Annotated in this window: 10 protein-coding genes and 1 tRNA gene; 9 read left to right on the forward strand and 2 right to left on the reverse strand. The window is 59.0% G+C overall.

What is annotated here, in order from left to right; all coding sequences use genetic code 11:
• Positions 1 to 499: 499 nt before the first annotated feature.
• The gene (locus ACEW8Q_RS09280; protein ID WP_373503771.1) at positions 500 to 1,228 is read right to left on the reverse strand and encodes a hypothetical protein; all 729 of its coding nucleotides are present in this window, start codon (positions 1,226 to 1,228) and stop codon (positions 500 to 502) included.
• Between the two features lie 393 nt (positions 1,229 to 1,621).
• Between ACEW8Q_RS09280 and ACEW8Q_RS09285 the strand changes: the two genes are divergently transcribed.
• The 9 genes from ACEW8Q_RS09285 to ACEW8Q_RS09325 all read left to right on the forward strand — a co-directional run bounded on the left by ACEW8Q_RS09285 (position 1,622) and on the right by ACEW8Q_RS09325 (position 10,633).
• The gene (locus ACEW8Q_RS09285) at positions 1,622 to 2,077 is read left to right on the forward strand and encodes a DUF2924 domain-containing protein (RefSeq protein WP_373503772.1); all 456 of its coding nucleotides are present in this window, start codon (positions 1,622 to 1,624) and stop codon (positions 2,075 to 2,077) included.
• Positions 2,074 to 3,399 (forward strand): recombinase family protein, encoded by a 1,326-nt coding sequence (locus tag ACEW8Q_RS09290; RefSeq protein ID WP_373503773.1) that lies wholly within the window; start codon positions 2,074 to 2,076, stop codon positions 3,397 to 3,399. Before ACEW8Q_RS09285 ends, ACEW8Q_RS09290 begins: the two co-directional genes overlap by 4 nt.
• On the forward strand, positions 3,396 to 3,791 hold the full coding sequence (locus ACEW8Q_RS09295; RefSeq protein WP_373503774.1) for a hypothetical protein: 396 nt from the start codon (positions 3,396 to 3,398) through the stop codon (positions 3,789 to 3,791). The genes ACEW8Q_RS09290 and ACEW8Q_RS09295 overlap by 4 nt, the downstream gene beginning before the upstream one ends.
• A 157-nt stretch (positions 3,792 to 3,948) precedes the next feature.
• Positions 3,949 to 5,103, forward strand: coding sequence for a DNA phosphorothioation system sulfurtransferase DndC (gene dndC / locus ACEW8Q_RS09300; RefSeq protein ID WP_373503775.1), 1,155 nt, complete (start codon positions 3,949 to 3,951; stop codon positions 5,101 to 5,103).
• Positions 5,104 to 5,304 (forward strand): hypothetical protein, encoded by a 201-nt coding sequence (locus ACEW8Q_RS09305; RefSeq protein WP_117412167.1) that lies wholly within the window; start codon positions 5,104 to 5,106, stop codon positions 5,302 to 5,304.
• Positions 5,305 to 5,310: 6 nt separating this feature from the next.
• Positions 5,311 to 7,395 carry an AAA family ATPase gene (locus tag ACEW8Q_RS09310; protein ID WP_373503776.1) on the forward strand — a complete coding sequence of 695 codons (2,085 nt, stop codon included), beginning with the start codon at positions 5,311 to 5,313 and terminating at the stop codon, positions 7,393 to 7,395.
• Entirely contained in the window at positions 7,392 to 8,927 is a 1,536-nt protein-coding gene (locus ACEW8Q_RS09315) for an ATP-binding protein (RefSeq protein ID WP_373503777.1), read from the forward strand. Before ACEW8Q_RS09310 ends, ACEW8Q_RS09315 begins: the two co-directional genes overlap by 4 nt.
• 12 nt (positions 8,928 to 8,939) lie before the next feature.
• The gene (locus ACEW8Q_RS09320) at positions 8,940 to 9,488 is read left to right on the forward strand and encodes a hypothetical protein (RefSeq protein WP_373503778.1); all 549 of its coding nucleotides are present in this window, start codon (positions 8,940 to 8,942) and stop codon (positions 9,486 to 9,488) included.
• On the forward strand, positions 9,485 to 10,633 hold the full coding sequence (locus tag ACEW8Q_RS09325; protein WP_373503779.1) for a DGQHR domain-containing protein: 1,149 nt from the start codon (positions 9,485 to 9,487) through the stop codon (positions 10,631 to 10,633). The genes ACEW8Q_RS09320 and ACEW8Q_RS09325 overlap by 4 nt, the downstream gene beginning before the upstream one ends.
• A gap of 323 nt (positions 10,634 to 10,956) precedes the next feature.
• Here the strand turns inward: ACEW8Q_RS09325 and ACEW8Q_RS09330 are convergent.
• A tRNA-Ser gene (locus tag ACEW8Q_RS09330) sits at positions 10,957 to 11,046 on the reverse strand.
• Positions 11,047 to 11,095 lie beyond the last annotated feature (49 nt).

The raw sequence follows: 11,095 nt of genomic DNA on the forward strand, positions 1-11,095 counted from the left end.
GCCCGCTCATCGCCGCCCCTGGGCATCGGGACCGCGCGCGCCGTACGACCCGGGGGTCGCAGCGGTGACATGCAGGGGGTGGCAGAGACGGATGGACACGGGCGTTGGGAACCGGGCTGAGGGCGATGTTGCCCCCGGTTCTGCCGCTATTTCGGCAGCCCGCGCGACGTCGGAACCGGTCCACCCGGCCACAGGCCATCGCGCCGGAAAGGGGTGACCCCTTCCGGCAAGACGTTGAAATAACGTCAGTTAATGGGTGGACCCCAACGGGCCTAACGACCCCTGTGGAGCGCCCTCAGCGGCCACGGCCGATCAGAGGGGTGACCCCTCGTCCGCGCGAACGGGGTGAACGGTTCCGCCCTTCATCGAGACGCCCAGCGTCCGGGGGCCGCATCTGCAACAGGCGTATCGAGGGCAATGGTAACGGCACGGGCCAGAGCCAGCCGTCGTCGTAATCGCGTTGTCCCCACCAACGCGTTTGCCGGCGCCCTCGCCGATCCTATCCGGTCTGGCGCAGCTCGGGCCCCAGTACCCGCTTCGCGCCGCCGCGCTGTGCCGACGGCAGCCGGATCAGCGTGGCCATGGCGTCCGCGAGCTTGTTCGACACCGGTTCGCCCTCGATCTGCTGCTCAAGAAACCAGTCCATCAGGCATTCCTTCTTGCTTTGGTCCTCGGCCGACAGGCCAAAGTGCGCGATCGCCGCATTCATGAGCGCGAGATATGGTGTTGCGTAAGCAGACGGGGATGCCTCCGAAGCGGTGGCTGGCACATCACATGGCGGCCAATCCGGCCAGATCGCCTTGACCATGAAATCCGGCACCTCGATCTGGATGTATTGCCAAGTTGACCCTGTCAGCGCCAGGGCATCGACGTCGAATTCCCCCGAACGCCACTCGTCCGTGGTGATCAGCGTTGGATCGGTTGAATGTAACCGCCATGTATCGGTGTCGGATGTGGGACATGGCCGCTTGGTTGTTGATCGCCGCCCTGTTGCTCGAACGTAGCCGTCGCGCAAGGCAAGGAGCAATCCGTCGATCGATCTCTGCGTGGGCGATCGCTCCAGCCCATCTGGCCCATTCGGAACTGGGCGCGCGCCCAGTTCTATGGTTTCATCGTTAAATATCAAGCGGTAGAACTCTTGCTCGCGCTCGCAGGCTTCGATGCGTTCGATGTGCTCGATCGCCGTCGCGAGACACCAGGTCGTACCCAAGATCGCCTCACTGCCCATTCGAATCTCCCACTCGTACCGTCCGCTCAACACGAGAACATAAAGAGCACATACGCCCGATGCAAGAAGGGCACACGGGAAGGGTGGAACGGTTCCACCCTTACGGTTGCAGGTTGGGCTGACCCGTTTCGAGGTCGCGCGGGCCCTCGCAATGCTGTTTCCCTTGGGCATGCACAATGACCTGAGAAAAGTGATGAAACGCCCCAATCCGCTCCCGCCCGACCAGATGACGCCCGCAGAGCGCCGCACCGAGCTGTGCGGCCTGCTGGCGCTCGGGCTGGTTCGGTTGCGGATGCGGGATGGGGGCGAAGTATCTGACGATACTGGAGAACGTTGCCTACACTATCCGCCCGACCAATGCCGTCATGCAACTCCAACTCACCGGAGAAATGCATGAACAAGCCCGATCCCATCCCAGCGCGCCTGGCCACGCTCAAGACCACGCCGACGCCCGACCTGAAGCAACAGTGGCGCGACCTGTTCGACTGCGAACCGCCACCTTTCAATCGCCGCTACCTGGAGAGCCGGCTCGCTTACCGCATCCAGGAACTCGCCTATGGCGGGCTGAAGCCGGAGACGATCCGGCGGCTGGAACAGCTGGGCGAGGAACTCGACGGCGGCGACCGGAAGAAGCGCGGTATCCGCGCCGATCGCGACCGCCCGATCACCGGCACACGGCTGCTGCGAGAATGGCAGGGTGTCGAGCAAATCGTCACCGTCACCGCCGACGGCTTCGAATGGCAGGGGCGGCCCTACAAATCGCTGTCGGCCATCGCGCGCGCTATCACCGGCACACGATGGAACGGGTGGACCTTCTTCGGCCTCAAGAACCACAGGGGTCGGACATGACGAAGCCGTCGGATAAATCGAAGGTCGTCCGGAAGCTGCGTTGCGCGGTCTACACCCGGAAATCCTCAGAGGAGGGGCTGGAGCAGGAATTCAACAGCCTCCACGCCCAGCGTGAGGCCTGCGAGGCGTTTATCGCCAGCCAGCGTTCCGAGGGCTGGGTGCTGGTCCGCGATCAGTACGACGATGGCGGCATCTCCGGCGGCACGCTGGAACGGCCCGGCCTGAAGCGGCTGCTGGAGGATATCGAGGACGGGCTGGTTGACGTGGTCGTGGTCTACAAGATCGACCGCCTCAGCCGGTCGCTGGCGGATTTCGCCAAGCTGGTGGAGGTGTTCGACCGCAACGGGGTGACCTTCGTCTCGGTGACGCAGTCGTTCAACACAACCACGTCGATGGGGCGGCTGACGCTGAATATCCTGCTCTCGTTCGCGCAGTTCGAGCGGGAGGTGACGGCCGAGCGCATCCGCGACAAGGTCGCCGCCAGCCGCAAGAAGGGCATGTGGATGGGCGGGGTGCCGCCCTACGGATATCGCGTCGAGAACCGGAAGCTGGTTGTGGACGACGACAACGCTGCGCATGTGCGCTGGATCTTCGCCCGCTTCCTCGAGATCGGGTCCTGTACGGAACTGGCGCGAGAGGTCGGCGCACGCGGCATCCGGACGCCCCGCGGCAACCGGATCGACAAGAAATACATCTATCGGATGCTCAGCAACCGCGCCTTCATCGGTGAAGCGGTCCACAAGGGCGACAGCTATCCCGGTGAGCACGAACCGATCATCGACCGCGAGAAGTGGGACCGTGTCCACGCCATCTTGCAGGAAAGCCCGCGCAAGCGTGCCGCGCGCACCCGCGCCGATACGCCTGCGCTGCTGAAGGGGCTGCTGTTCGGCCCCGATGGCGCGGCCTTCTCGCCCACGCATACCCGCAAGGGCGACAGGCTTTACCGCTACTATGTGAGCCAGACGGTGCTGAAGCATGGCGCTGGGGCGTGCCCGGTCGGCCGCGTGCCTGCGGGTGAGATCGAGGCCGCCGTGATCGACCAACTCCGCGCCGTGCTCCGCCAGCCAGAGATCGTGGCAGGGACATGGAAGGCCGCCCGCGCTCACGCCGCCGACATCACCGAGGCCGACGCCCGCGCGGCCCTGCAGCAACTCGACCCACTTTGGGACGAACTTTTCCCCGCCGAGCAGGCGCGCATCGTGGCGCTGCTGGTCGAGCGCGTGGACATTGGCATCGACGGGCTCAACGTTCGGCTTCGGGTTGATGGCCTCGGCAACCTCGCGCGCGAGTTGCTGGCCGGAGAAGTGGGAGCGGCCGCATGAGCCGCGGGTCGCCGATCCCCGAGACCGTGACGCTTCACATCCCGTTCCGGGTTGTGAAGCGCGGCGGGCGGAAGGAGATGCAGATGCCAGACGGCGCCGCCCAGCCGCGCCGGAAGGACAGCGCCCTCGTCAAGGCGCTGGCGCGCGCCTTTAGGTGGAAGTGCATGCTGGAGTCCGGCGAGTTCACCACCATCGCGGAGCTTGCCGAGCGCGAGGTGATCGCCTCCTCCTACATGACCCGCGTACTGCAGCTAACTCTGCTCGCGCCCGATATCGTCGAGGCGATCCTGAACGGACGACAGGGGCCGGAGGTGACGCTGACGCGGTTGCTGGAGCCGGTCCCGGTGGAGTGGTCGCAACAACCATCAAGCTTGCTTACTCGGCGGCTTTGATGCCCACACGCGCGACACGTGGGTCACTCTCGGCCACACAGCACAGAATCGGCTCGGTTCTGGCGGCATCTCCAATTTACAGTGGGTCGCGGAGACTGCTACACAAGATACAGATAAAGCGAGTGAATCGCGCCTACACAAGGGGGACAGCAGTTTGATGGACGGCGCTGAAGCACTCGCCATTAAAGATGAGAGCGCAGCGCTCTTTGATGCTATTCGGGCAGAAATGCTCGATGAGTATCGCCAAGATCACGATTGGCCTTGGATCATCGGCTATTCCGGCGGCAAGGATAGCACGCTTGTCACGCATCTCGTGTTCGAGATGCTTTTGTCCCTTCCACCTTCGCAGCGCACCCGTCCGGTGCATGTAGTGGCCAACGACACTCTGGTCGAAAGCCCTCTTGTCGTCCAGCACATCATCGAAAGCATGGAAGAGATCGAAGGAGCGGCTAGCGCGTTCAGGCTTCCGGTCATCACCAAGATCACGCGGCCTTCGCCCGACCAGTCCTTCTGGGTGAACCTGATTGGCCGGGGCTATCCCTCCCCGAATCGCTCGTTCCGCTGGTGCACAGATCGGATGAAAATCCTTCCCACCAGCCGGTACATCAAGAGCCAGGTGGACCAAGCCGGAAAGGTCGTGCTCCTGCTCGGGGTGCGGCGATCGGAGAGCGCGACGCGCGCCGCGTCGGTAGGCCGCTATGACAATGGAGAGCGCCTGAACAAGCACAACGACCTTGTTGGCTGTATGGTCTTCCGACCCATTGTCGAACTGCATACCGATGATGTCTGGGAGTTTCTCGCCCTGAACGAACCGCCCTGGGGCGGTTCGCACCTCAAGCTGATCGGGCTCTATCGCAACGCAAGCGGTGGGGAATGCCCGGTCGTTACCTCCAAGGATGATGCACCGTCCTGCGGTACGACGTCCTCGCGCTTTGGCTGCTGGACCTGCACAGTGGTGGAGAAAGACCGGAGCCTCGAGGGCTTCGTAGAGTCCGGTTACGCCGAGTTCACGCCCCTTCTGGACTTCCGGGACTGGCTGGTTTCGATCCGCAACGAAAAGGAGCGCCGCCAAGCCCGGCGACGTGACGGCCGCATCACGATCACGGATGGCGGAACGTTTATCCCTGGCCCCTTTACCCTCCAGACTCGCGCTGAGATTTTCGAACGGCTCCGCGGCTTGGAGGAGGAGACCGGACAAAGCTTGATCACAGAGGAAGAAGTTGATCTCATCCACCAGCTTTGGTCCGAAGAGATCGCGGGCCACAGCAAGTCGAGGACCATGAGTGTCCGTGAAATCGTGAAGGACAAGTAGATGCCGCGTAATGTTGTAGTGCTTCTCGATAATCCAGATGGACGAACCATGATCAAGGATGCCTGCAAGGCCAATGGAATGCTCTTCGCCGAGTTTGAAGAGCTGGTGCAGGCGGAGGTTGAACAAACGGGTAAGCAGCGCCGCGCTGGCCTTTGGGACTCCTTCGACGATATCCTCGATCGCATTCAGGTGGATGAATAACAGCCCATGCATCTTTCACACATCACGTTGCGAGACTGGAAGGCCTACACTACGGCCAATTTTGATTTCCCGGCACCGGCAAGCGGTCGAAATATCATTCTAATTGGCGCGCCCAATGGTTACGGAAAGACAAGTCTTTTTGAGGCCATTGTGCTCGGAATGTTTGGGCGGGATGGCCTGCCGCTGATCGCCCGCTCACCGTTTTCGGGCACGGACAAGGAGCGCCTCGCCACCTCCTACAAAAACTTTCTGGAGAAGGCGCTCCATGGTGGTGCAACTGCGGCGGGGCGAACGTCCTGCTCGGTCAAACTGATCTTCACCGACGACAACGATGAGCCGCTTGAAATCCAGCGCATCTGGCATTTCAGCGACTCTGGCGCGTATCGTCCTCAAGATGAGGAAATCCACATCTATGAGGGCTCCACCCGTAAGGCTGTTGGTCCAGGGGCGTTGCAGGGAAACGACCGCGCAGACTGGTTTCGCGAGTACATTGCAGAAAATCTTCTGCCCTTCACACTGGCGCACTTCTTCATGTTCGACGGCGAACAGGTGAGCGTGCTCGCGGAGCGGGAGATGTCGGCGCAGGTGCGCGCTGGCATTGAAGGTCTGCTTGGCATCCCAGTTCTGAAACAACTTGCGAAGGACTTGCGTTCCTATGCAGAGGTTCGGCGCAAGGAGGCCCCGAACGTTTCCGACAAGACAATCGAAAAGCTGGAACTCGAGCGACACACGCTCACCTTCGAGTATGACAAGAAGTCAACTCGTCTGGCCGAAATCGAACCCAGTCGCGCCGCTCTAAAGGAAGAGCAGGAGCATCTGATCCGCGAACTGGCCAGCTTTGGCGCTGGTTCGCAGGCCCTACTTCAAGAGCAATTCGAGCAGATCAAGAACTATGAACGCGCTATTGAAGACGGAAATGCACAGCTCGAAGATCTGATGATGAAAGATCTTGCACTGGCGCTGTGCGGCCTGCCGCTTCGAAAGAGCGTCAAGGCCCGACTTCTGAGCGAGGGCGTGCTCGAGCGCTGGGAGAATGGGAAAAGCCAGGGAGACAGCAATCTGGAGCGTTTCCTTGCCTCGGTCGATACCGGCATGCTGGAGCTTGATCCGGCGCTCACGGGTGGCCAGCGAGAAGGCGTTTTGAACAGCGCTCGCAGTGCTTGGGAGAAGCTCTGGTATCCGCCTCCCGACAACTGCGCAGAGATCTATCTGCACCCATATCTGAATGAGCTTGAACGCTCCAAAGTGATCGACCGGCTCGAAGAGCTGGACGAGTTGGGCGCGCCGGCGATTGTTGAACTGCTTGCCAATATTGCGGCCAACGAGGAGGCGCTTAAGCGTCTGCAAGATGAAGTCACGCGCACCGAAGCGGTAGCACCACATGTGGATACGAAGCGCGAGCGCCTATCCCATGTCGGCAGCGAACTTCAGAGGTTTGATCAGGAGATAGGGGCGCTGCGGCGTGAGATGGCCTCGCTGGAAAGCCAAATTGGCCAGAAGAATACGGATCTGACCAAGCTCTCCGGTCAGCTTGACCAAGCTGCCCCGTCCGCCCGGCGCGCCGCGCGTGCGAACAAGGTCGCGATGATGGTCGACCAGATCGTGGCAAAAGCAGTGCCAAGCCAGATTGACGCAATAGCGGCGGCCATGACGACGGCGCATCGCTCTATGGCACACAAGAAAGACCTGGTGGAGCGTATCGCCATCGATGAGAATTGCGACGTGAAGCTCCTTAATGCTGCTGGCGTTGACTTGCGTGGTTACGACCTCTCGGCCGGTGAGAAGCAGATCTTCACCCAAGCCTTGATCTCGGCCGTGTCGTCGGTTTCGGGCCGCGGCTTTCCAATGGTGGTCGATACGCCGCTCGGACGTCTTGATATCGAGCACCGTAAGGGTGTGCTGAATCATCTCGTGCAGCGCGAACACCAAGTTATCCTACTCTCGACCAACACCGAAGTCGTGGGAGAATATCTTCGCGAAATTGCTCCGCACGTGCAGAAAAAGTATTTGGTCCACTTTGAGCGAGTTGGTGACATCGGTCAGTCCACGGTTCGTCCCGGATACTTTGAAGAGACGGGAGGACAGGCATGAGCATTTCCCTCGTTGAAGTCGCGGGCGCCAACTTCCGCACAGATTACGACAGCGATAAGCTCAACACAGATTTCATGGGGCGGCTTGGGATGCGCAAACGCTATCTCCCCGCCCGCCTAGCAATCTCGCGTTCCTTGGCGATGAGCGCTCCATTTTCCCTTTCAGTTGATGAGCTGGAGCCAGGAAAAGTGATCAAGGGCGACACGCTTTTCGGCACAGGCACGGCGCTTTCCGTATGGCTGGCGCTGATCGTGGAGCGTGCAGGTGAGCCGGACGTCGATATCAAAAGACTTGTCACGCTGGTCGGCGCCCATTGGCGGCGCGGGCTAGCAAAACTCGACGACGAGTGGGACCAGGCTGGAGCCGATCTCGGTCAATTTATCCGGCGTCTCGTAGACGTGGCTGAACTTCCCTCGGCGGGGGGCCGTTTGCCGACACCCGGCGGTGCGGGTGCATCCGGTGCCACGTTCTCCAACGGCGAGATCAGAGTTCCCCTAGGTGAGATCGGGGAAGATGTCGCCACCAAGGAAAAGGTCTTTTGGAGCCTAAATGGTAAGGGTGGCGCGCCCCACACTGCAATCATGGGCGGTAGCGGTTCAGGCAAGACGGTTATGGCGGCCGCCATGCTGCGTTCCATTCGTGAACGGGCTCCGGTCCCGCTGCTGGCCTTTGACTTCAAGGGAGACCTCGCAGGCTTTACCGGCACGAAAGGTCAAACCGCGCTCGGTGAAGCCTTTGAGGCGCAAGTCATCGAGCCTCCGCGAATGCCCATCCCGCTGGACGTGCTTGCGCTCTCACAGAAGGACCAATTCGGGATTGATGAAGCGGCGATGCGCTTCCGTCAGTCGTTCTCGCGGCTAAAGGGCTCAAAGCTGGGAAGCATCCAGCGCAACTACGTCCATGACGCAGCCAGCCGGGCGCTTTCCTCGGAAGACCCCTGCGAGCTGCGGCACATCCGCGACCGCCTGCATGATGTCTATCAGGAACATGAGGCCAAGGAAGACGGCGCAGTCTCAAGCATGGAAGAGTTGTGCCGTTTTCCGCTGTTCGAGCCAAAATTCTCTCCGGCGGAGTTCTTCCAGAAGAGCTGGATCATCAAGCTGCCGCCAAACGTCCCGGAAGATAGTCGAACGATTGTCGTCAACCTACTGCTGGACGCGCTGGATCAGTATCTGAACGGCCTTGTGGATGCCGAAACGAGCCCAGATGGCGCACGGGGTCTGCGCATTCTGTGCATGATCGATGAGGCACACCAAATCCTCGGGACCAAGCTGCCCTCGCTATCTCGTCTGATCCGTATGAGCCGATCCAAAGGCGGCGTTGTTATGCTGGTCTCTCAATCTCCGGATGACTTTTCCGGCGAAGACGATGAGTTCCTGGACAACATGGGCTTGGTCGCAGCGTTCGCGACCAACGCAAAGCCAGGAGCTGCAGCGCGCGTTCTCGGTAAGGGTGCCAACCTCACCAACCTTCAAACAGGCCAATGCTTTGTGCGGTTCGATAAGACCACTAAGAAAATCAAGGCGTGGTGACGAGGGTTCGACATGAAGACAAGCGCCACTCCCCATCGAAGTGACGTTCCTGAAACGAAGCGGGAGTGGATCGAGAAGTCTGCATTTTGGCTGTTCTCAAACGTAGTTTGGAGCTTTATCCCACTTTTATTCACCTTATTCTTCACTTTAGCCATTGGCATTGTCACTAACATTAGCAACGAATTCCGAGTGGCAGCCACCATCGTTGCGGTCACGCTTTGCGGAACGCAGTTGGTTGATGACATTGCGATACCAGACCGAAGCCGGACGGTATGGAAGTGGATCAAGTTTGGCGCTAATATCGTCATGGGACTTGGAATTGTAGTGATGATCATCAATGTGATTCACGATCGGCAACCAAACGGAATAACCGTCAGTCTCTGGCTCACAAATTTAGCTGCAGTGTCAGTATTTGTGCTCGCACTAGTCTTGTCATTTTTTGGCTACGTCTTGAAGACGAAGGCAGGCGCTCAGAGCTACGAGGATTCAGAGGACTCCCGACGCGAAGATTTGATAGACGATGCAGCTAGCAAGTCCGAAGTGGACGGGATGAAAATATGAGCGAGCAAGCTCTTAAGTTTACCGCCATACGGCTTACGCAACCCATTGGTGAGCTATTCGTTGGGAAAATCTCATCGGACAAACTTGCAAGCCTTGCGAAAGCTGACATTCGGCGGATAACGAGCCGTGAACTGGAAAAGATGTCAGGCATCCAGCGCGGCCTTAGTTCGGCTCGAGTAACTGACATTGCCAGGTACATAGAGACGGTCGATGCATCGTTTCCTAACGCTTTCATTTTGAACCTTAATTCTGAGTTCTTGAATGATGCCCCGCGGGAAATTGGAAACGACTGTGAAGACGGGACTGGCATCTATTGCTTCGACGTTTCAGCGAACGAGAAGGCATTTAGCATTATTGACGGACAGCATCGACTTTCTGGGTTTCAGAAGGCGGAAGTTGAGACTTTTGACCTCATCGTGGCGTTCTTCATTGATCTTCCGATCGAGGATCAAGCCTATCTTTTCTCCACGATCAATGTAACGCAGCAGAAAGTCAATAAATCGCTTGTTTATGATCTTTTTGATGTGTCGGAGACACGGAGCCCGCAGAGAACTGCTCACCTGATCACGAAGGCCCTCAACACTGATGAAGACTCGCCCCTTTACAGAAGGATCAAGCTTCTTGGTATCGCACCAAAATTTGGCGATGAGGTGCTGTACAAGGCGCCATTGAGTCAGGGGGCAGTCGCGAGTCGGATTGCTGAACTCATTTCAGCCGATCCCATGTCTGACAGAGACTCTATTAGGCGCGGCAAGGAAATAGCGGTTGACGCAGCGGACGTTGAAAGAGGACTTATTTTTCGCAAGTTCTTTGCCGAGGAGAAGGATTGGGCGATCTTGCGAATTATGAAGAATTATTTCAGAGCCGTAGCGGACGCATTTCCCGATCTTTGGGAGAAGCAGGACAATCCACTATCCAAGACGATTGGATACGGAGCGCTCATGCGCCTGCTTGTCGATGCATTTGGTGAGGGGGCGAGACGGGGTGACCTCTCATTTGATTTCTTTTCTGAGCTGATGACGCGGGTCAGAAGGAATAGCGCGATGGACCAAGACGCGCCGTTGACCTTTGAGAGTTTTGCTGCTGCTGGATCAGGGGAGTCGAAACTCTATGGAAAGCTCAAGGAATGGTCTGAACTGGCATAGTCGACCCGCGCCTAGGTGCCAGTTTTGGTGTGGCAGGGTCGCTCGTTGAGACGGCACCATAGTTCGATTTCTGTTCCTTTTCGACGCGTGCCCCTGAAATCGAAGTGTTTACCCGGCAGGAACGTTACCGGTTAACTTTCAATGACTTAGGGAAAATTCACCAAATCGGCGCAGTCATCAGGTCCGGAGAATATCGGCCCGGAGAGACCGCATTCGGACCTCCTGGCGACGAGGCCAGTGCTCAGCCCCATCCACATAACCCTCGAAAACAACGAGAAAATCCGCCCGCAGGCGGATCGGGAGAACGCTTTCGTGGTGGCAAGTGGCGGAGACGAAGGGATTCGAACCCTCGAGACGGTTTCCCGCCTGCACCCTTAGCAGGGGTGTGCCTTCGACCACTCGGCCACATCTCCACCGATGGGTATAGCGGTCCAGGCGGCGGAAATACAAGGGTAGATTACC

The sequence above is a fragment of the Aestuariivirga sp. genome, from assembly GCF_041738905.1.
In the GTDB taxonomy this organism is placed as follows: domain Bacteria; phylum Pseudomonadota; class Alphaproteobacteria; order Rhizobiales; family Aestuariivirgaceae; genus Aestuariivirga.

What these genes read in the sequence shown, in the direction of transcription:
- ACEW8Q_RS09320 (WP_373503778.1), top strand. Translation starts at nt 8,940, where the DNA reads ATGAAGACAAGCGCCACTCCCCATCGAAGTGACGTTCCTGAAACGAAG.
- ACEW8Q_RS09310 (WP_373503776.1), top strand. Translation starts at nt 5,311, where the DNA reads ATGCATCTTTCACACATCACGTTGCGAGACTGGAAGGCCTACACTACG.
- ACEW8Q_RS09285 (WP_373503772.1), top strand. Translation starts at nt 1,622, where the DNA reads ATGAACAAGCCCGATCCCATCCCAGCGCGCCTGGCCACGCTCAAGACC.
- ACEW8Q_RS09315 (WP_373503777.1), top strand. Translation starts at nt 7,392, where the DNA reads ATGAGCATTTCCCTCGTTGAAGTCGCGGGCGCCAACTTCCGCACAGAT.
- ACEW8Q_RS09290 (WP_373503773.1), top strand. Translation starts at nt 2,074, where the DNA reads ATGACGAAGCCGTCGGATAAATCGAAGGTCGTCCGGAAGCTGCGTTGC.
- ACEW8Q_RS09280 (WP_373503771.1), bottom strand. Translation starts at nt 1,228, where the DNA reads ATGGGCAGTGAGGCGATCTTGGGTACGACCTGGTGTCTCGCGACGGCG.
- ACEW8Q_RS09305 (WP_117412167.1), top strand. Translation starts at nt 5,104, where the DNA reads ATGCCGCGTAATGTTGTAGTGCTTCTCGATAATCCAGATGGACGAACC.
- ACEW8Q_RS09295 (WP_373503774.1), top strand. Translation starts at nt 3,396, where the DNA reads ATGAGCCGCGGGTCGCCGATCCCCGAGACCGTGACGCTTCACATCCCG.
- ACEW8Q_RS09325 (WP_373503779.1), top strand. Translation starts at nt 9,485, where the DNA reads ATGAGCGAGCAAGCTCTTAAGTTTACCGCCATACGGCTTACGCAACCC.
- dndC (WP_373503775.1), top strand. Translation starts at nt 3,949, where the DNA reads ATGGACGGCGCTGAAGCACTCGCCATTAAAGATGAGAGCGCAGCGCTC.